Raw genomic sequence first — 18,280 nt, 5'->3', positions numbered from 1 at the left:
TTCTGCGAGCGACAGTCAATCCGCTTCGAGCACCGCCATCGCGGCGTTGTGCCCGCCGATACCGCTGACCGCTCCGCCGCGTCTCGCGCCGGCTCCGCAGAGCAGGATGCGCTCGTGTGCGGTGGCCACTCCCCAGCGCTCGGCGGGGGTCTTCAGCGGGGCGTCTTCCTCGACAAACGGCCACGAGAGTGGGCCGTGGAAGATGTTGCCACCGGGCATCTCCAGCGCCGCCTCGAGGTCGAGCGTGGTCTTGGTCTCGATGCAGGGTCTACCCTCGGCATCCGTCATCAGCAGGTCTTCAATCGGCTCCGCGAGTACCGAGTTCAGCGAATCGAGCACCGCCCGCTGCAGCGCAGCGCGCATCCGGTCGTTGTTCTCTGGCGTGAGCAGCCGATCGGGCACGTGCAAGGCGAAGACCGTGAGCGTCTGCGCGCCGGCCTCCTGCAGCTCGGGCGAGAGGATGGACGGGTCGGTGAGCGAGTGGCAGTAGATCTCGCTCGGCAATGGGCTCGGAATCGAACCGCTGCCCGCGGCCTCGTATGCCGCCTGCAGCTGCTCGTAGCCCTCGTTGATGTGGAAGGTGCCACCGAACGCGGCGGCAGGATCGATACTGCTGTCACGCAGGCGCGGCAGACGCTTGAGCATGAGGTTGACCTTGACCTGGGCGCCCTTCGGGCGAGCTGCTCCAGCGGGCGAGCTCGTGAGCAGCCGGTCGAGAACATAGGGTGCGACGTTGACGAGCACCGTGCTGGCGGCGATGCTCATCTCCTCGCCGTTGAGGTGATAGCGCACCTCGCCCTCCGGGGAGATTGAGGTGACCTCCGCCGAGGTGAGCAGAGTCGCCCCGGCCTCGCGAGCGGCGCGCGCCAGCTCGCCGGTGACGGAGCCCATGCCGCCGACGGGCACGTCCCAGTCACCGGTTCCGCCTCCGATGACGTGGTAGAGGAAGCAGCGGTTGGCCGCGAGGCTTTCGTCCCGAGCTGGCACGAAATTGCCAATCAGTGCGTCGGTGAGCACGACCCCGCGCACGAGATCGTTCGAGAACGTCGATTCGATCGTCTCGCCGATCGGTCGTTCGATCAGCGACTCCCACAGCTCGTCGTTGCCGAGCGCGCGCTTCGCCTCCGAACGGGTGAGCAGCGGCTCGCACACCGTGGGAAAAAGGGAGCGGGCGAGAGCGGCCGTGCCCGCGTAGAACTGCTGCCAGCGAGGTGAATCGTCCGCGGCGTCGACGGAAGCGAAGGACGCTGCCGTGGCGGCGGCATCCGCGTTGTCGACGAGGAGCCCGCGATCGGTGCCAGGCAGCGGGGTATAGGAGGAGTAGCGGCGGCGTTCGAGTCGGATGTCGAGCTTCAGCTCGTCGATGATGCGCTGCGGCAGCAGGCTGACCAGGTACGAATATCGCGAGAGCCTCGCGTCGACACCGTCGAAAGCCTCGGCGGACACGGCCGCGCCTCCCACGTGCTCGAGGCGTTCGAGAAGGGTGACGCTCTTACCCGCCTGGGCCAGGTATGCCGCGGCGACGAGCCCATTGTGCCCGCCTCCGACGATGACGACGTCGACTGTGCTGTCCATGCTGCGATTGTACGCAGCCGAATCAGTGCGACCGGTACGGCGGATGCGTCAGCTGATGGGTCGCGCGAGGTACTCGTCGAGGTAGCTCACCATCACCCGTTCGCACTCGCCGAGGAAGAAGGGGTCGCCCTCCGGCGAGCTGTCGAACGCCCTGGCGATGAGGCATTCGCCGATCTCGACCATCACCTCGACGTGCATCACGAGCTGGGTGCGCGGCAGCACCTCGAACTCCTCGACGAAGAGCTCGCTGACCGCTCGGGCGAGCATGTTCTTATTGCTCGAACGGGTGCCGCGCGCGTCCTGCGCGAAGCTGTCCCCGAGCCGAATGCGCCGGAAGCCGGGCTCGTGACGGAAGAGGTCGGCGTAGGCGTCTATCGCCGCGGCGATGGCCTGCTGCCACTCGCCCGTGTGAGCGAGGAATTCCCGGCACCGTTCGACATAGCGTTCGAGGTTCCTCGCCGCGAGCGCCAGGGCGATGGAGTCGACATCGGTGAAGTAGCGATAGATCGCCGGACCCGACATGTCTGCGCGCCTCGCGATGAGGGCCGTGGTGAGCGCACCGTAGCCCACCTCGTCGATGAGCGCCGCCGTGGTGTCAAGGATGAGTTCGACGCGCTGGGCACTGCGATCCTGCCGGGGCCGGTGTCTCTGCGCCGTTGTACTCCTGGCCATCAGACCACCTCTCGTGCATCATTCTGCCCTGTGTTCTTGCCCGGTGTGCGCTGATCTGCTACCCTCCAAACACTACACTGTGTAGCGTTACACCCGAAGTGGCGCGCGCCTGTTGGAGCCGGTTCACGGCACACGCAGTGTCTACGTGGTGTCGTGGTGTCGGCCGACGGGCCGGCATCACGATCTCCTCTCCCGCACCCTCACCGCGACGCAAGTAGGCTCTTTCCATGCCTTCGACCGCATCCGGACGGCCCGACGTGACAGCAGACGACGTCATAGCGACCGTGCACCGCTGGGTCACCGACAGCGCGGGAGCCGTTTCGACGCGGCGTCGTGATCGCACCGCGGCCGAGCGCCTCTCCGGTCTTCTCAAAGACCCGCACGGCCTCGACTTCGCCGTCGGTTTCGTTGATCGAGTGGTGAGACCCGAAGACCTGAGGGTCGCGGGTCGCAACCTCGAGCGCCTGTCGAGAAGCGTGCCGGCCTTCCTGCCGTGGCACATGCGGGTCGCCATTCAGCTCGGCGGGGGATTCGGGCCGCTCCTCCCGTGGCCCATGGTGCCCATCGCCCGCTCCGTCTTTCGTCGCATCGTCGGCCACTTGCTTCTGGATGCGACGCCTGGGCGCCTCGACTCCTCGCTGGCGGCCCTTCGCCGACCCGGCATCCGACTCAATCTGAACCTGCTGGGCGAAGCCGTGCTCGGAGATGCCGAGGCCTCGCGCCGACTGAAGGAGACCCACGAGATCCTCGCCCGGCCCGACGTTGACTACGTCTCGATCAAGGTGTCTGCGGTGTCGAGTCAGCTCAATCTCTGGGCCTTTGACGAGACGGTGGAGCGCGTGGTGTCACGGCTCACACCGCTCTACGAGTTCGCGGCAGACTCGCCCACGGCCAAGTTCATCAACCTCGACATGGAGGAGTTCCACGATCTCGACCTCACGATCGCGGTGTTCCAGCGCCTGCTCGACCAGCCGAGGCTGAAACGTCTCGAGGCCGGCATCGTGCTTCAGGCGTATCTTCCGGATGCGCTCGCCGCGATGCAGCGCCTCACTCGCTGGGCGCTCGCCCGCCGCTCCGAGGGCGGTGCAGGCATCAAGGTGCGCCTCGTGAAGGGCGCGAACCTGGCCATGGAGCGGGTGGACGCCATCATGCACGGCTGGCCGCTCGCGACCTGGTCGAGCAAGCAGGAGACCGACACGAATTACAAGCGCGTGCTCGACTGGTCGTTCACGCAGCAGCGCACCGACGCTGTGCGCATCGGGGTCGCCGGTCACAACCTGTTCGACATCGCCTTTGCCTGGCTGCTCGCGCAGGAGCGCGGCGTCGAACGCCGGGTCGACTTCGAGATGCTTCTGGGCATGGCGACCGAGCTCGCCGAGGTGGTGCGCATCGACGTCGGTGGCCTCCTGCTCTACACGCCGGTCGTGCACCCCCGCGAGTTCGACGCCGCGATCTCGTATCTCATTCGCCGACTCGACGAGAACGCGAGCAAGGAGAACTTCCTCTCCGGCGTCTTCGAACTCGCGGATGACCGCGGCGTCTTCGCGAGGGAGGCCGAGCGATTCACGGCCTCCTTCGAGGCGCTCGAGCACTCGCGCGCCGCTGCGACCCCAGACGCCGCCCCGCGCTCGAACCGCACGCAGGATCGTCGTCTTCCGCTCGCACCGGCCATGCCCATCGAGGGCTTCCGTCCCGAACCGGACACCGATCCCTCCACCGCGGCCAACCGCGAGTGGGGAAGTGAGATCCTGCGCCGCGTGGCCGGGTCGCGCCTCGGCGACGACCTGCTCGCGCGGGTGGCGGTCGCGGACCCGCAGACGCTCGATCGCGTCATCCTGGCAACGGCGGAGGCGGGTGAGCAGTGGGGCCAGCGGCGCGGGAGCACGCGCGCCCAGGTGTTGCACGCGGCGGCGGAGTCGCTCGCCGCGTCGAGGGCACGGCTCATCGAGGTGATGGCGAGCGAGACGGGGAAGACGATCGCCGAGGGCGACGTCGAGGTGAGCGAGGCCGTCGACTATGCCAACTTCTACGCCGAGCGAGCGCGCGAGCTCGACCACGTGGACAATGTGCGGTTCGCTCCGTCGCGGCTCATCGTGGTCACCCCGCCGTGGAACTTTCCGGTGGCGATCGCGGCGGGTTCCGTGCTCGCCGCGCTCGCGGCGGGCAGTGGCGTCATCCTGAAGCCCGCGCCCCAGGCTCGCCGCAGTGCCGCTGTACTGGTCGAAGCGCTGTGGGCGGGCGGTGTGCCGAGTGACGTGCTCTCGCTGGTCGACGTGGAGGAGGGGTCGCTCGGGCAGCACCTGATGTCGCATCCGGAGGTCGACAGGGTCATCCTCACAGGGTCGTGGGAGACGGCGAAGCTGTTTCGCTCCTGGCGGCCAGACCTGCGACTACTCGCCGAGACCAGCGGCAAGAACGCGATCGTCGTCATGCCGAGCGCCGACCTCGACCTCGCGGTCGCCGACGTCCTGCGCAGCGCCTTCGGGCATGCGGGTCAGAAGTGTTCCGCCGCGAGCCTCGTGATTCTCGTCGGGTCGGTGGGCAGGTCCGAGCGCTTCCGTCGGCAACTCATCGACGCGGTGAAGACCCTGCGCATCGGCTACGCGCAGGATCCGACCACGACGATGGGTCCGCTGATCGAGCCGGCCCAGGGCAAGGTCTTACAGGCGTTGACCACGCTCGAAGCCGGCGAGAGCTGGCTCGTGAAACCGCGAGCGCTCGACGAGAGCAATCGCCTCTGGTCACCCGGGGTTCGAGACGGCGTGGCCGAGGGCTCCGCGTTCCACCTGACCGAGTACTTTGCTCCGGTGCTCGGCATCATGCGCGCCGACAGGCTTGAGGACGCCATTCGGCTGCAGAACGCACCCGAGTTTGGCCTGACCGCCGGAATCCACTCGCTCGACCCCGATGAAGTGGCGGCCTGGCTCGGCGCCGTGGAGGCGGGCAATCTCTACGTGAATCGCGGAATCACGGGTGCGATCGTGCAGCGGCAGCCGTTCGGTGGCTGGAAGCGATCGAGCGTTGGACCCGGCGCGAAGGCGGGCGGACCCAACTACCTCCTCGGCCTCGGCGACTGGGCGCCCGTCTACGCTGAGCCCTCCTCCTCGGTGCGGTTGACCGGCCTGAGCGACGGCGTGACGCGGCTGATCGAGGCGGCGCAGCCGAGCATGGAGTTCGTCGAATTCGACCAGGTGCGCCGCGCAGCCCTCAGCGACCAGGCGGCATGGGAGAGCGAGTACGGTCTCGCGCGCGACGTCTCGGGGCTCGTCGTTGAGCGCAACATCCTGCGGTATCAGCCGGTGCCCGTGACGATCAGGCTCGCCGAGGGCGCATCGGCGTCACAACTCGTGCGGATGCTCGCGGCCGCTTCGCGCGTGAACGCGGTGGTGTCGATCAGCACCGCCGTGCCGCTGGGCGCCGGCCTCATCCGGCTCTTCGGCGACGCCCGCTCTCCGCTGCGCGTCGACGAAGTCCTGGTGGAGTCGGATGCGCGCTGGCACGCGCGGCTGCAGTCCGGCGATGCGCGTCCGTCCCGCGTGCGACTGCTCGGGGGCTCTGCGACCGCGCTCGCGACGGTGCTCGGCGGCGACCCCGACGTGACGATCTTTGCGGGGCCGGTGACGGCATCCGGTCGCCTCGAACTGCTGCCGTTCCTGCGCGAGCAGTCCATCAGCATCACGGCGCACCGCTTCGGCAATCCCGACCCCGGGATGCTGACACTGCAGCTCTGACCGTCACGGGGGGCTCGCGCGGCTCATCGGCAGGCCGACGACGCCGCTCTCGACCACCCTCGCGGCCAGCCTCTAGGCGCGGCGCCTGGCATCCGAGCGATCAGCCCTCCTCCGGGTCCTCGTCGGGCACGGCGATGAGCGCTATTGACGTACCGGGACCCACGAGGATGTCCGCCGCGCGCGGCTGGCCCTCGCCCTGGTTCACCCTGAACCAACTCGGGTGCCCGCTGCTCGCCGCCGCCTCGATCGCGGTCTTGAGGGCGTCGTAGTCGGTGTCGCCGATCGAGTACTGCAACCCGTCGTAGATCACGTGGATTCGTTTCATACTTCGGTCTCCGAATGCTCGCTTGGTGGGGTCACTGGCTCAGGAACGATGTGCAGACCGGCGGGGCTGTTGGCCGTCAACATGAGCGCATCGATCCAGTGTCTGTTGATGGTGGGGGGCCGCCCGCCGCTGAACTTGAAGTGCAGCGGGATCGTGGGATGCATCCAGAGCGTGCTCCGACCGTCCCCGATGCTCGGGTCGTCGCTCCAGGAGAAATAGAACGCCTCGTTGCGGCGCAGCTTGGCGCCGATGACCAGCTGAAGGTGCGCCAACAGTCTGTCTTCGAAGTCGACGGTCAGCGTCGAATCGTAGGTCAATCTGCCCATGAACGCTCTCCGTCGTTGTCATGCAACGCTTCGCCGGTGGCTTTCTCGAATCGGGTCGGCCGGCGGCCGCCGCGAATGCATCCAGACTAGGTCTCTCCGGCATATTTCGGCAGCGTTTCATGAGCGAGGGGCATCGAAACGGTGGCACTGAAGCGCTGTATCGCGGGCGAGACCTATTCGCTCAGCGCTTGCCGAACCAGAGTGATGGCTCGCGTGGCGTCGAAGCCCAACGAACGGATGCGGGCCGCGAAGGCGTTCGCCGCATCCTGCACCTGCCGCTCGGCCTCGTCTTTGGCCCAGGCAACGAAAGTGCCGTTGCGGCCGCGAGTCTGGATGATGCCGTCCTGCTCGAGTTCACGATAGGTGCGCGCCACGGTACCCGGGGCGAGGCCGAGATCTTCCGCGAGCCGCCTGACCGTCGGCAACTTGGCCCCGAAGGCGAGTTCGCCCGACTGCACCTGCTCAAGCAATTGCACCCGCAGCTGCTCGAACGGCGGAACGGCAGAGCGTGGGTCGATGGTGAGCATCAGCAATTCCTCATGCCGCGTAGGAACCGACGGCGGGCTGCGGCGTGGTCGGCCACAGCCGACGTTGGAAACGAGAGCGTGGTCGAGTGAGTTTGTCCCAGGTATAGAGCCCGGCGAAGCAGAAAATATACTCGATCGCGCCCAACGCCGATGCTCCCGGGTACAGGAGATTTATCGCGAAGAGGGCGGTGGCAATGCCCATTGCGGAGCATGCCAGCCAGACGCTCCGAAGTCCATAGGCTCGCAGTGCGTCATCCCACGCCAGTTGAAGGTCGTCGTTGGCTGGTTGGGGCGAGGAGAGCAGGCGGTATGCGAGCACGGGTGAGGCCACGAGCATGACCGCGGCGACGGCGATGATGACCGTCAGCAGGGAGCGCATCGAGGCATTCGCGGCGTTACCGAGCAGCACCAGAATCGCTACCACGATGCCCGTCACCGCCACCACAATGCCGATCACGATCCACACGGGCGACAGGTAGTCGGTCATTCGTGGTCGTGTGGCTCGTGCGACCCGTGGCAGTTCGGGTGCGCTCGGGCCGATGTTGGTGGTGCACGCGATCGCGGCGCCGAGAGCTCCGCCTGCGAGTACCAGGGAAGCGATGACGGCGGTGGTTGAAAGGCCTCCGTAACGGGTCCCCGAGAACTGCATCCCGATCAAGACCGCGAACCCGGGTAGGCCGCCGATGAGGATGCCCCAGTCGGAGCGGGATAGGCGGCGCGAAAGCATCGTGAGTGCAACTTCCGTGGGTGGCAACGTCACGCCTCTGGTGAATCGCTCCAGCCTCCGGGCCTTGCTCGTTTGCGTTCGCGTCACGATTGCACCGACGCCCAGGATGACAATCAGAATGACGAGGAATATCCAGCCCACGTGTGCCTCCTCTTTGTACTAGATCTGTATCAATGTACCAATACAATGAGGGCGACACAAGATTCTTCTAGGCGCGGCTAGTGCCCCGCGTGCTCCTCGAGAAACTCGTACACCTCGGTCTGGTCGACGCCGGGAAAGACGCCTGCGGGCATGGCCGCGAGCAGGCTCGATTGCAGCCGCGCACTCGGCCACGAGAACGCCTCCCACTTCTCGGCGAGGTCCGCCGGGGCCTGGCGGCAGCATCCGGGATCTGGGCAGGTCGACACCTCGCGGTTCGTCGTGTCTCGACCGCGGAACCACTTCGCGTGAGCGAACGGGGTGCCGACGCTCACCGAGAAGGCGCCCTGGGCCGTCTGCTGGATGCTGGACGTGCACCAGTAGGTGCCCAAGGGCTTGTCGGTGTACTGGTGGTACGGGCTGAAGCGATCGGCGATGTCGAACACCATGCGAGCGCTCCACTTGCGGCAGACGAGCTGGCCCTCGATCGCACCGAGCACATCCGTGGGGAATGCGGCGCTGTCGTTCTCGTAGGCCTTGGAGATCGTGCCGCTCTCGTGCACCTTGAGAAAGTGCACGGGGATGTCGAGGTGTTTCGTCGCGAGGTTGGTGAATCGGTGCGCCGCGGTCTCGTAGCTCACGGCGAAGGCGTCGCGCAGATCCTCGACCGAGAGCTGCTTGAGGGCCTTCGCATCACGCAGGAAGTCGACGGCACCCTGCTCCGGGATCAGCAGCGCCGCCGCGAGGTAGTTCGTCTCCACGCGCTGCAGCAGGAAGTCCGCATAATCGAGCGGCTCCCTCGCGCCGAGGGCGTAGCTTGCGAGCGCCTGCAGCAGTGACGTGCGCGGATCGGTGCGCGGACTCGTCATCGGCAGGTAGATGCGTCCGCTCTTCAGGTCGGTGACCGACCTGGTCGAATTCGGCAGGTCTGTCACGTAGTGCAGCGAGAAGCCCAGATGCGACGCCAGATCGGATGCCACCCGCTGAGACAGCGGACCGCCGGTGTGTCCCACTGCGGCGAGCAGCTCGCGGGCCTTCGCCTCGAGTTCCGGGAAGTAGTTGTTCTGCTTTCGCATCGTGCGGCGCAGTTCGGTGTTGGCGCGGCGTGCCTCCTCAGGGGTCGCCGCGCGCTCCCGGTGCAGCCGTTCCAGCTCGGCGTGCAGCCCGAGGATCGTCTGCATGGCCTCGTCGCTGAGGGTCTTCCGCACCGGGATGGTCGGCAGGGAGAGGCTCGAATACAGCGGCCCGCGTTGGGCGCGCTCGAACTCGATCTCGAGGGCCGCCCGTCCGGTGGGTGGCTCGGTCGAGATCACCTGGTCGATCGTCACTCCGAGCGCCCGCGCCAGCCGCTGCAGTTCGCTCAGCTTGGGTTCACGCTTTCCGTTCTCGATCACCGAGACCTGGGAAGCCGCGCGGCCGATCGCCGCTGCAACGTCATCCAGGGTCATCCCGCGCTCGATGCGCAGTTGACGCACGCGCCTGCCGATGGTGAGGGAGTCGAGCATGTCTTCATCGTGGGCGTCGTCGAGGGGCGCGTGGGGCATTCTCCTAGGCTGACACATCCGCTTCTTAAGTGAAATAGAAAAAGGACCAATCTTCTGGTTGAGCGTTCTGAAAAAACCCTTCCTTCTTGGCGAATAGTCGAAGAACGAAGCAGAATCCCGAAGGAGAAGGATCATGACCAGCACACGGGCCGGCGACCAGACGCAGAGCGCGGCCGCCCTCGAGACCTCATGGAAGACGGATGCGCGCTGGAACGGCGTCACTCGCGACTACTCGGCTGACGACGTCGTCGCGCTCCGGGGTTCGGTGCGCGAGGAGCACACTCTCGCTCGCCGGGGCGCCGAGCGGCTGTGGGAGCTCATCCACTCGCGTGGCGAGGATGGCGCAGACGAGTGGGTTGCCGCTCTCGGTGCTCTCACGGGCAACCAGGCGGTGCAGCAGGTGCGTGCCGGGCTCAAGGCCATTTACCTCTCCGGTTGGCAGGTCGCGGCCGATGCGAACCTGAGCGGGCAGACCTACCCCGACCAGAGTCTCTACCCGGCCAACTCCGTGCCCGCCGTCGTGCGGCGCATCAACAACGCGCTGCTGCGCGCAGACCAGATCGCCTTCGAAGAGAACTCGCGCCCTGAGCCTGTCGAAGGGAGCCGCATCGACTGGATGGCGCCCATCGTCGCGGATGCCGAGGCCGGCTTCGGCGGTCCGCTCAACGCCTACGAGCTCATGCACTCCATGATCGAGGCGGGCGCGGCCGGGGTTCACTGGGAAGACCAACTGGCGTCCGAGAAGAAGTGCGGGCACATGGGCGGCAAGGTGCTGGTGCCGACCGGACAGCACATCCGCACGCTCAACGCGGCGAGGCTCGCAGCGGACGTCGCCGGAGTGCCGACGATCATCGTCGCGCGAACGGACTCGCTGGCCGCGACGCTGCTCACGAGCGACATCGACGAGCGCGACCAGCCGTTCATCACCGGCGAGCGCACGGCCGAAGGCTTCTACGCGACCACACCGGGCATCGAGACGGTGCTCGCTCGCGGACACGCCTACGCGCCCTACGCCGACCTGCTCTGGGTGGAGTCGTCGAAACCCGATCTGGAACTCGCGCGCACCTTCGCCGAGAGCATCCACCGTGAGTTCCCGGGCAAGAAGCTGGCATACAACTGCTCGCCGTCGTTCAACTGGAAGAGCCACCTGGATGACGCCCAGATCGCGAGCTTCCAGCGCGAGCTCGCGGCGATGGGCTACGCCTTCCAGTTCATCACCCTGGCCGGCTTCCATGCCATCAACCATTCGATGTTCACGCTCGCCCGCGACTACCAGGAGCGGCAGATGAGCGCCTACGTCGACCTGCAGGAAGCCGAGTTCGCATCCGAACTCGACGGCTACACGGCCACGCGCCATCAGCGCGAGGTCGGAACGGGCTACTTCGACCGTGTGGCCACGGCACTGAACCCGGGGAGCCAGACGCTCGCGCTCGCCGGTTCGACCGAATCCCAGCAATTCCACTGAACGACAGGAACTAGATCATGACTTCACGAATGGAGGTCGCCGGTCCCATGGCCGAGCGATACGACGACATCCTCACCGAGGAGGCGCTGAGCTTCGTCACCGAGCTGCACGACCGCTTCTCCGGCCAACGGCACACTCGCCTGGCCGCCCGGATGCAGCGCCGCTACGACTTCGGCAACGGACGCGACTTCGCGTTCCTCCCCGAGACCGCATCGGTGCGGGCGGATGCCGACTGGCGCGTTGCCGGCGCGGGTCCGGGTCTCGAGGACCGTCGCGTCGAAATCACGGGCCCGACCGATCGCAAGATGGCGATCAACGCACTCAACTCAGGCGCCAACGTTTGGCTCGCCGACCAGGAGGATGCCACGAGCCCCACCTGGGGCAACGTCATCGGCGGCCAGCTCACCCTGTTCGATGCCGTGCGCGGCCGGCTCGACTACACGAGTGGCGACGGCAAGCACTACGAGGTGACCGGCGAGACACCGACGATAGTGATGCGTCCGCGCGGTTGGCACCTGGTGGAGAAGCACCTCAGGTACACCGATCGCGCTGGAATCGCGATGGCGGCATCCGGCAGTCTGGTCGACTTCGGGCTCTACTCCTTCCATAACGCGAAGCGACTGGTGGAGCAGGGTCGCGGCCCGTACTTCTACCTGCCGAAGATCGAGAACCACGAGGAGGCTCGGCTGTGGGACGAGGTGTTCAGCCTCTCCGAAGAGCGGATCGGGCTGCCGCACGGCACGATTCGGGCGACCGTTCTCATCGAGACGATTCCGGCGGCATTCGAGATGGAAGAGATTCTCTATGAGCTGCGCGATCACTGCGCGGGCCTCAACGCCGGCCGCTGGGACTACATCTTCTCGATCATCAAGAACTTCTGCGGTCGCGGTGAGCGGTACGTTCTGCCGGATCGGGCATCCATAACCATGACCGTGCCGTTCATGCGCGCGTACACGGAGCTGCTGGTGGCGACCTGCCACAAGCGGGGAGCCCACGCCATCGGCGGCATGAGCGCGTTCATCCCGAACCGGCGCGATCCGCAGGTGACGGCTCGAGCGCTCGAGACGGTGGCCGCCGACAAGCGGCGCGAGGCCGGCGACGGCTTCGACGGAACGTGGGTCGCGCATCCGGATCTCATCCCCACGGCGCGCTCGGAGTTCGACGCGGTTCTCGGCGACAGGCCGAACCAGGTCGATCGCCAGCGCGACGACGTGCACGTGACCGCGGGCCAACTGCTCGATATCGGCGATCTCGGTGGGGTGACGGATGACGGCGTGCGGGACAACGTCTCGATCGCCGTTCGCTACATCGAGTCGTGGTTGCGCGGTGTCGGTGCGGCCGCGATCGACAACCTCATGGAGGACGCGGCGACCGCGGAGATCTCGCGCAGCCAGGTCTGGCAGTGGATCCACAAGAACACGGTGACTGCCGAGGGCACGCAGGTGACGCGCGAGCACGTCGAGGAGCTGCTCGCTGACGTGATCGAGGGATTCCCTCGAAGCGATGGGGACCGGCTGGACGACGCCGTCGAGGTGTTCCGGATGGTCGCGCTGCAGGAGGAGTTCCCGGCGTTCCTGACGATCAGCGCCTATTCCCGATTCCTGGTGACGGAGAACGCGACCGTCGGTTAGTCGTGAGTGCGGTGGATGAGCTTCGACAGCACGATCGAGCTTCGAGTGTGATCGACGTTGGGCGCGAGCCGCACGCGCTCCAACGCGTTCTCGAGGCTCGTGATGTCGCGGCTGCGCATGTGCACCATGGCGTCGGCACTGCCAGAGACAGTGCCGGCGTCCACCACCTCGGGCACACCGGCGAGGATGCGGCGAAGCTCCTCCGGTGCAACAGTGCCGCGGCAGAAGAGCTCCACGTATGCCTCGGTGGCGAGACCGTCGACCGAGGGGTCGACCTGGATGGTGAAGCCGCGGATCACCTTGTCGGCCACGAGCCGATCCACCCGCCGTTTCACCGCCGAGGCGGAAAGCCCGATCACCTCGCCGATGTCGCCGTAACCGGCGCGTGCATTCTGGCGGAGGAGGTCGATGATCCCGTAATCAAGGCTGTCCATGCCGTCACTCTATGGCGTTTCATTGTGCCCCGGCCAGCATCGACGCAGTTTTAATGCGCCTTGTGAAGAGAAACCCGAGTTGAGTGCGTGCGACACTGGAAGAGGCGTCCCGTTGTCGGGGCTTTCGAGTGACCTGGTCCGCCTCATCCCCGCCGGCCGACTGGTCAGCGATCTCCAGCCGAAAGAGCAGCCATGACGAACACTCTCACCGACAACCAGAAGGCCGCACCCGCGCGTCGCGCAAGCAAGCGCAGCGTGCTGATGTGCAGGCCGGACTTCTTCACCGTGAGTTACCGGATCAACCCCTGGATGCATCCGGAAGACCCGACCGACACGAGTCTCGCGGTCAAGCAGTGGACCGTGCTCTACCAGACCTACCTCGACCTCGGTTTCGACGTGCAGCTGATCGACCCGATCGAGGGACTGCCCGACATGGTCTACGCGGCCAACGGCGGCTTCGTGCTCGACAACATCGCCTATGGCGCGAGCTTCACCTACGCCGAGCGCCAGCCGGAGGGGCCCGCCTACATGGACTGGTTCCGCGCAAACGGCTACGAGGTGCACGCCCCAGAGCAGATCAACGAGGGCGAGGGCGATATCCTCCTCGTCGGCGATGTCATTCTGGCAGGCACCGGCTTCCGCACCGCGACGGCAAGCCACGAGGAGCTCGGCAAGCTGTACAAGCAGGACGTCATCACCCTCGAGCTCGTGAACCCCAGCTTCTATCACCTCGACACGGCCATCGCCGTGCTCGATCCCTCGCCGGAGGCCGGAGAGAAGGCCAACATCGCCTACCTCCCCTCCGCGTTCAGCGAGTCGAGCCTCGAGATTCTGCGCGAGCGCTATCCCGACGCGATCCTCGTCACCGAAGAGGATGCCGCCGTGCTCGGCCTCAACTCCTACAGTGACGGCTACAACATCGTGATCGCCGACCGCGCCAAGGACTTCGAGCGCCAGCTGCGCGAGCGCGGCTACAACCCGATCGGTGTCGACCTCTCCGAGCTCCTGCTCGGTGGTGGCGGAGTCAAGTGCTGCACGCTGGAGCTGCGCCGCTGAGCGTGTTCAGTCGCTGAGCTTGTCGAAGTGCGTCGGTGCGGTGCCCTTCGACAGGCTCAGGGAACGTAGGGCTCAGTCCTGCGCGCCGAACCAGACGTAGCGCAGGTCGGGCTGCTTCTCTTCGTTCCTGCTGCCGGCGTTCTGCTCGGCGATGACGAACCCGTGCCGCTCGTAGAAGCGCTGCGCCCCTGCGTTGGTGGCAAAGGTGCGCAACTGGAGGCCATCCGGGCGTTCCCGCTTGGCCAGTTCGATGAGCCTCGAACCGATGCCGAGTCCGGCCGCCTCCGGTCGCACGTACAGCTGGTCGATCCAGTCCTCGTCGAGCACGAGAAGCGCGAGAACGTGACTGCTCTCTGCCTCGGCGATCCAGACGTCGCAGTGCGGGATGAGTCCCGTCTCCACCCAGCGTTTGATCTCCTCGTCGGAATGGACGGCCGCGGGGATGGCGCCGATGGAGGCCTCGCGCGAAAGGATCAGCACCTCGGCTGCGGCTACCGCGTCTGCGGCGCTGGCCCGGCGCAGATCAACTGAGCCCGCCTGCCAGGCCACGGTGTCCGTCATCCTCTTATTGTCCGTCGGTCAGCGCGCGAGCGCTCGCCCCAGTTCGCGGGGGCTGCTCCTAGGCTGGGCGCATGACCTCACTCCCGCAGCCCCGTGTCACTCCGCTTCGAGGGGGGCCGGTTCTGCGCTGGGGTGTGCTCGCGCCCGGCGAGATCGCGAGGGACTTCGTGACGACCCTGCACTCGAACACCGACCAGCGAGTGCATGCCGTCGCCTCACGCTCCGCCGAGCGGGCGGCGACGTTTGCGGCGACGCACGGCATCCCCCGCAGCTACGACGCCTACGAGCAGCTGGTTGCCGATCCGGCCATCGACGTCGTCTATATCGCGGCTCCGCACAGCGAGCATCGAACGCTCGCGCTGCTCGCGATCTCGGCAGGCAAGAACGTGCTGATCGAGAAACCCATCGCCGTGACCGCGTCGCAGGCCGAAGAAATCGCTGCGGCAGCGGCATCCGCGGGGGTATTCGCCATGGAGGCCATGTGGTCGCGCTATCTTCCCCAAGCGGATGTCATCGCGCAACTGCTGGAAGCCGGAAGGCTCGGCGACGTGCAACTCGTGTCCGTCGACCTCGGCTGGCAGTTCCCCTTCGACCGCGCCGCCCGCATCTTCGAGCCGAAGCTCGGCGGAGGAGCGATGCTTGACGCGGGTGTCTACAGCCTCTGGTTCTCGCAGTTCGTGCTTGGCGCGCCGAAGACAGTGCTCGCCACCGGCAGCCTCGCGGCCACCGGCGTCGATGCCCAAAGCGCTGTGGCACTAACCTCGGCGAGCGGCGCGCAGGCCTCGATCACCACGAGCATCCTCGTCAACACCGCGGGGCTCGCCTCGATTTACGGCACGGATGCTCGGCTCGAGTTCGAGAGCGGCTTCGTGTTCCCGGCGCGCTTCCGCCTCGTGACCGCCGATGCGGAGCTCAGCTGGCGAGACGAGTCCGGGCTTCAGGGTCGCGACGGCCTCGCCTGGGAGGCGGTCGCGCTCGCGAACTACGTCGCCGAGGGCAGAAAGCAGTCGCCCGTGCACTCGCTCGCCGACTCCATTGCGCTCATGCGCACGATCGACGAGGTTCGAGCGCAGCTCGGCGCCGTGTGATGCGCGAGCACCGCGCTCAGGGGGTTTCGGAGACGAGCTTCGTGCGGTTGTAGAACCCGGAGATGTGCTCGTCCATCAGCTGGGCCGCGAGCTCGCCTTCGCCCGCGTCGATCGCGTCGACAATTCCACGGTGCTGCGCGCGCAGCCTTGCGGCCGTCGAGAACCAGTTGCTCAGGTCCTCCTCGCTCGCGAAAGCTCCCTCTTCGAGCGAGCGGCGGATGCCGGTCATCACCGCGGTGATGACCTGGTTGCCCGAGGCCTCGGCCAGTGCGAGGTGGAACTTGCCGTCGAGAACGAGGAATTCGCGGGGCTTGAGCTCCAGGTCGTCCATCGCCTCCAGCAATTCGTGGACGAGAGTGAGGTCGACGGCATCGCGACGTTCAGCGAGGTCCTTCACCGCGGCGCATTCGAACAGCAGACGGGTGCGCGCCATGTCGGTGGTCTTGAAGCCCTGTGCCGCGACCTGCAGGCGCATGAGCGCGCCGAGCCCGCCCGTCGGCGAGGCCAGCACGATGCCCGTCGAGCCGAATGTGAGGCTCGGGCGCACGCTGATGAGACCGAGAACCTCGAGAACTCGCATCGCTTCGCGCACCGAACGCCGCTTCACGTGCAGGTGCGATGCGAGCGAACGCACCGAAGGGATGCGGTGGCCAGCGCGCACCGAACCGGCCGCCAGCCTGTCTTCGAGCAGTTCGACGACCGACATCCACTCGTGTGCGGCCCCGTTGCCATCCATTGTTGTCCCCCAGAGTGTCGCTACCGACACGTTGCAGACAGCTTAGGGAGCACTCTCGAAGCGCGGAAGGCCCCACTTCGCGCCACGTACGGGGCTCGTGTTAGGCGGTCACGTCCTCAGAACGGGCCACCGAACGGGTGCCTGAACGATTGCGCTCGCCGAGCGAGAGGGTGGCGAACCAGCCGATGACGAGGAACCCGGCGGCCGAGTATGCGGAGAGGCGAGCGGCATCCGAGAAGGCGATTCTCGCCTCCTTGGCGACATCCGCCGTCTTCTCGTTGTCACCGAGACCGGGAATTGCGGCACCCGCGCTGTCGACGACGAGGTTCAGGAACTTGTCCTGCACCGGACTCGGCAGGGTTTGTGTGTCGAGTCGTGCGCCGAGGCCGGAACCGAGCGAGCTGAACAGGATGGTGCCGAGGATGGCGATGCCGAGAGCCGAGCCGATCTGCCGCGCGGTGCTCTGCGTGCCGGACGCCTGGCCGCTCTGCTCGACGGGAACCTCTGCGAGAACGACGCTCGTCACCTGGGCGCTCGTGAGGCCGATGCCGATGCCGTAGACGAACAGGGCCGGAGCGAGCGCGAGCCACGAGGTGTGCGGGTTCAGCACCACACCGATGGCGACGACGCCCGCGATCTCGAGGATGATGCCCAGGCGCACGATGGCGATCGGCGACATGCTCTTCGACAGCCCACTCACCATGCCGCTGGCCAGGAAAGAGCCGACCGCGAGGGCCAGCAGAAGCAGGCCAGCGCCGAAGGCGTCGAAGCCGAGCACGTTCTGCATCCACATCGGCAGCACGAAGAGCACGCCGAGCTCGCCAAGGCTCACCACCATGGCGACGAGGTTTCCGTTGCGGAACGAGGGGATGCTGAAGAGGTCGAGCGCGATCATCGTGCTCTTGCCCAGTCGCCTGCGGCGGTTGGCCCAGAGCACGAACAGCACGCCGGAGGTGATGCTGAGCGCGAAGAACAGGGGAATGGGCGAGAGCGTGAGCGGCCAGTTCCAGTCGCCGAACGCCGCCTTGTCAGTGGCGAGCCACCAGCCGTAGCTGCGACCCTCGATGAGGCCGAACACGAGGGAGCCGGCCGCGAGGACGGACAGGAGCGCGCCGACGACGTCGAGCTGGCCCGCCGAGCGGTCGCGGGATTCCGCGATGGTGAAGAGAACACCGACGACGACGAGGATGCCGAACGGCACGTTGACGCCGAACGCCCAGCGCCAGGAGAAGTCGGCGGTCAGCCATCCGCCTAGCAGCGGGCCCACCGCGGCCATACCGCCGATGACCGAACCCCAGATCGCGAAGGCGATGGCGCGATCCTTGCCGCGGAACGTCGCGTTGATGATGGAGAGCGTGGTCGGCAGCACCATCGCGCCACCGACGCCCTGGATGACGCGGGCGAAGATGAGCATGTCGCCGTTGGGTGAGACGCCGGCCAGGATCGACGCGAGCGTGAACACGGTGACGCCGAGCGCAAGCAGCCTGCGGCGCCCGATGCGGTCTGCCATGGTGCCGAAGAGCACGAGCAGCGCGGCGAAGACGAGCGTGTACGACTCTTGCACCCATTGCACCTGTGCGGAGTTGATCTTCAGTTCGTCGACGATGGACGGGATCGCGACGTTCACGATCGTGGAGTCGACGATGATGAGCGAGATGGCGATGCTGATAAACAGCAGGCCAATCCAGCGGGTGCGGGTCGAAGTCATTCGCCCATACTAACCGACACCATGTCGGTATCTTGC

General features: G+C 66.6%; 16 protein-coding genes. 5 read left to right on the top strand and 11 right to left on the bottom strand.

Annotated elements, in window-relative coordinates:
- Positions 1-15: 15 nt before the first annotated feature.
- Both ABUA37_RS09935 and ABUA37_RS09930 read right to left on the bottom strand, forming a co-directional pair.
- Entirely contained in the window at positions 16-1,575 is a 1,560-nt protein-coding gene (locus tag ABUA37_RS09935; RefSeq protein ID WP_349899029.1) for a phytoene desaturase family protein, read from the bottom strand.
- Between the two features lie 48 nt (positions 1,576-1,623).
- Positions 1,624-2,247: a TetR/AcrR family transcriptional regulator gene (locus ABUA37_RS09930; protein WP_349899027.1), complete on the bottom strand. Its 624-nt coding sequence runs from the start codon at positions 2,245-2,247 to the stop codon at positions 1,624-1,626.
- A gap of 227 nt (positions 2,248-2,474) precedes the next feature.
- On the opposite strand from ABUA37_RS09930, the gene ABUA37_RS09925 reads away from it, so the two are divergent.
- Positions 2,475-5,978: a proline dehydrogenase family protein gene (locus ABUA37_RS09925; protein ID WP_349899025.1), complete on the top strand. Its 3,504-nt coding sequence runs from the start codon at positions 2,475-2,477 to the stop codon at positions 5,976-5,978.
- A gap of 100 nt (positions 5,979-6,078) precedes the next feature.
- Here ABUA37_RS09925 and ABUA37_RS09920 read toward each other — a convergent pair whose 3' ends face one another.
- The 5 genes from ABUA37_RS09920 to ABUA37_RS09900 form a co-directional block, all read right to left on the bottom strand.
- The gene (locus ABUA37_RS09920; protein WP_349899024.1) at positions 6,079-6,303 is read right to left on the bottom strand and encodes a hypothetical protein; all 225 of its coding nucleotides are present in this window, start codon (positions 6,301-6,303) and stop codon (positions 6,079-6,081) included.
- Positions 6,300-6,629: a DUF7882 family protein gene (locus tag ABUA37_RS09915; protein ID WP_349899022.1), complete on the bottom strand. Its 330-nt coding sequence runs from the start codon at positions 6,627-6,629 to the stop codon at positions 6,300-6,302. Before ABUA37_RS09915 ends, ABUA37_RS09920 begins: the two co-directional genes overlap by 4 nt.
- Before the next feature lie 173 nt (positions 6,630-6,802).
- The gene (locus ABUA37_RS09910; protein WP_349899020.1) at positions 6,803-7,156 is read right to left on the bottom strand and encodes a GntR family transcriptional regulator; all 354 of its coding nucleotides are present in this window, start codon (positions 7,154-7,156) and stop codon (positions 6,803-6,805) included.
- A gap of 10 nt (positions 7,157-7,166) precedes the next feature.
- A complete protein-coding gene (locus ABUA37_RS09905; protein WP_349899018.1) occupies positions 7,167-8,024 on the bottom strand; it encodes a hypothetical protein in 858 nt (285 codons plus the stop codon).
- 77 nt (positions 8,025-8,101) lie between these two features.
- Positions 8,102-9,565 (bottom strand): helix-turn-helix domain-containing protein, encoded by a 1,464-nt coding sequence (locus ABUA37_RS09900; protein WP_349899016.1) that lies wholly within the window; start codon positions 9,563-9,565, stop codon positions 8,102-8,104.
- Positions 9,566-9,698: 133 nt separating this feature from the next.
- On the opposite strand from ABUA37_RS09900, the gene aceA reads away from it, so the two are divergent.
- The gene (gene aceA, locus ABUA37_RS09895; RefSeq protein WP_349899014.1) at positions 9,699-11,030 is read left to right on the top strand and encodes an isocitrate lyase; all 1,332 of its coding nucleotides are present in this window, start codon (positions 9,699-9,701) and stop codon (positions 11,028-11,030) included.
- Between the two features lie 17 nt (positions 11,031-11,047).
- Positions 11,048-12,661 carry a malate synthase A gene (gene aceB, locus ABUA37_RS09890; protein ID WP_349899012.1) on the top strand — a complete coding sequence of 538 codons (1,614 nt, stop codon included), beginning with the start codon at positions 11,048-11,050 and terminating at the stop codon, positions 12,659-12,661.
- Here aceB and ABUA37_RS09885 read toward each other — a convergent pair.
- Positions 12,658-13,095 (bottom strand): Lrp/AsnC family transcriptional regulator, encoded by a 438-nt coding sequence (locus ABUA37_RS09885; protein WP_349899010.1) that lies wholly within the window; start codon positions 13,093-13,095, stop codon positions 12,658-12,660. The genes aceB and ABUA37_RS09885 overlap by 4 nt on opposite strands.
- A gap of 192 nt (positions 13,096-13,287) precedes the next feature.
- On the opposite strand from ABUA37_RS09885, the gene ddaH reads away from it, so the two are divergent.
- Entirely contained in the window at positions 13,288-14,151 is an 864-nt protein-coding gene (gene ddaH, locus ABUA37_RS09880; protein WP_349899008.1) for a dimethylargininase, read from the top strand.
- 72 nt (positions 14,152-14,223) lie between these two features.
- On the opposite strand, the gene ABUA37_RS09875 is transcribed toward ddaH, so the two are convergent.
- The gene (locus ABUA37_RS09875; protein WP_349899006.1) at positions 14,224-14,712 is read right to left on the bottom strand and encodes a GNAT family N-acetyltransferase; all 489 of its coding nucleotides are present in this window, start codon (positions 14,710-14,712) and stop codon (positions 14,224-14,226) included.
- Between the two features lie 71 nt (positions 14,713-14,783).
- Here ABUA37_RS09875 and ABUA37_RS09870 point away from each other — a divergent pair, with 71 nt between their 5' ends.
- The gene (locus ABUA37_RS09870; protein ID WP_349899004.1) at positions 14,784-15,800 is read left to right on the top strand and encodes a Gfo/Idh/MocA family protein; all 1,017 of its coding nucleotides are present in this window, start codon (positions 14,784-14,786) and stop codon (positions 15,798-15,800) included.
- Positions 15,801-15,816: 16 nt separating this feature from the next.
- Here the strand turns inward: ABUA37_RS09870 and ABUA37_RS09865 are convergent, their stop codons facing one another.
- Both ABUA37_RS09865 and ABUA37_RS09860 read right to left on the bottom strand, forming a co-directional pair.
- A complete protein-coding gene (locus ABUA37_RS09865; RefSeq protein ID WP_349899002.1) occupies positions 15,817-16,536 on the bottom strand; it encodes a FadR/GntR family transcriptional regulator in 720 nt (239 codons plus the stop codon).
- 100 nt (positions 16,537-16,636) lie between these two features.
- Positions 16,637-18,244, bottom strand: coding sequence for an MFS transporter (locus ABUA37_RS09860; protein WP_349899000.1), 1,608 nt, complete (start codon positions 18,242-18,244; stop codon positions 16,637-16,639).
- Between the last annotated feature and the right edge of the window lie 36 nt (positions 18,245-18,280).

It is taken from the genome of Parafrigoribacterium soli (assembly GCF_040227235.1).
GTDB classification, from domain to species: domain Bacteria; phylum Actinomycetota; class Actinomycetes; order Actinomycetales; family Microbacteriaceae; genus Parafrigoribacterium_A; species Parafrigoribacterium_A soli.
This window is presented reverse-complemented; position numbering and strand designations above follow the sequence as displayed.

Excerpts from the sequence above, each read along its gene's own strand:
- ABUA37_RS09935 (WP_349899029.1), bottom strand. The coding sequence starts at position 1,575 with ATGGACAGCACAGTCGACGTCGTCATCGTCGGAGGCGGGCACAATGGG.
- ABUA37_RS09930 (WP_349899027.1), bottom strand. The coding sequence starts at position 2,247 with ATGGCCAGGAGTACAACGGCGCAGAGACACCGGCCCCGGCAGGATCGC.
- ABUA37_RS09925 (WP_349899025.1), top strand. The coding sequence starts at position 2,475 with ATGCCTTCGACCGCATCCGGACGGCCCGACGTGACAGCAGACGACGTC.
- ABUA37_RS09920 (WP_349899024.1), bottom strand. The coding sequence starts at position 6,303 with ATGAAACGAATCCACGTGATCTACGACGGGTTGCAGTACTCGATCGGC.
- ABUA37_RS09915 (WP_349899022.1), bottom strand. The coding sequence starts at position 6,629 with ATGGGCAGATTGACCTACGATTCGACGCTGACCGTCGACTTCGAAGAC.
- ABUA37_RS09910 (WP_349899020.1), bottom strand. The coding sequence starts at position 7,156 with ATGCTCACCATCGACCCACGCTCTGCCGTTCCGCCGTTCGAGCAGCTG.
- ABUA37_RS09900 (WP_349899016.1), bottom strand. The coding sequence starts at position 9,565 with ATGCCCCACGCGCCCCTCGACGACGCCCACGATGAAGACATGCTCGAC.
- aceA (WP_349899014.1), top strand. The coding sequence starts at position 9,699 with ATGACCAGCACACGGGCCGGCGACCAGACGCAGAGCGCGGCCGCCCTC.
- aceB (WP_349899012.1), top strand. The coding sequence starts at position 11,048 with ATGACTTCACGAATGGAGGTCGCCGGTCCCATGGCCGAGCGATACGAC.
- ABUA37_RS09885 (WP_349899010.1), bottom strand. The coding sequence starts at position 13,095 with ATGGACAGCCTTGATTACGGGATCATCGACCTCCTCCGCCAGAATGCA.
- ddaH (WP_349899008.1), top strand. The coding sequence starts at position 13,288 with ATGACGAACACTCTCACCGACAACCAGAAGGCCGCACCCGCGCGTCGC.
- ABUA37_RS09875 (WP_349899006.1), bottom strand. The coding sequence starts at position 14,712 with ATGACGGACACCGTGGCCTGGCAGGCGGGCTCAGTTGATCTGCGCCGG.
- ABUA37_RS09870 (WP_349899004.1), top strand. The coding sequence starts at position 14,784 with ATGACCTCACTCCCGCAGCCCCGTGTCACTCCGCTTCGAGGGGGGCCG.
- ABUA37_RS09865 (WP_349899002.1), bottom strand. The coding sequence starts at position 16,536 with ATGGATGGCAACGGGGCCGCACACGAGTGGATGTCGGTCGTCGAACTG.
- ABUA37_RS09860 (WP_349899000.1), bottom strand. The coding sequence starts at position 18,244 with ATGACTTCGACCCGCACCCGCTGGATTGGCCTGCTGTTTATCAGCATC.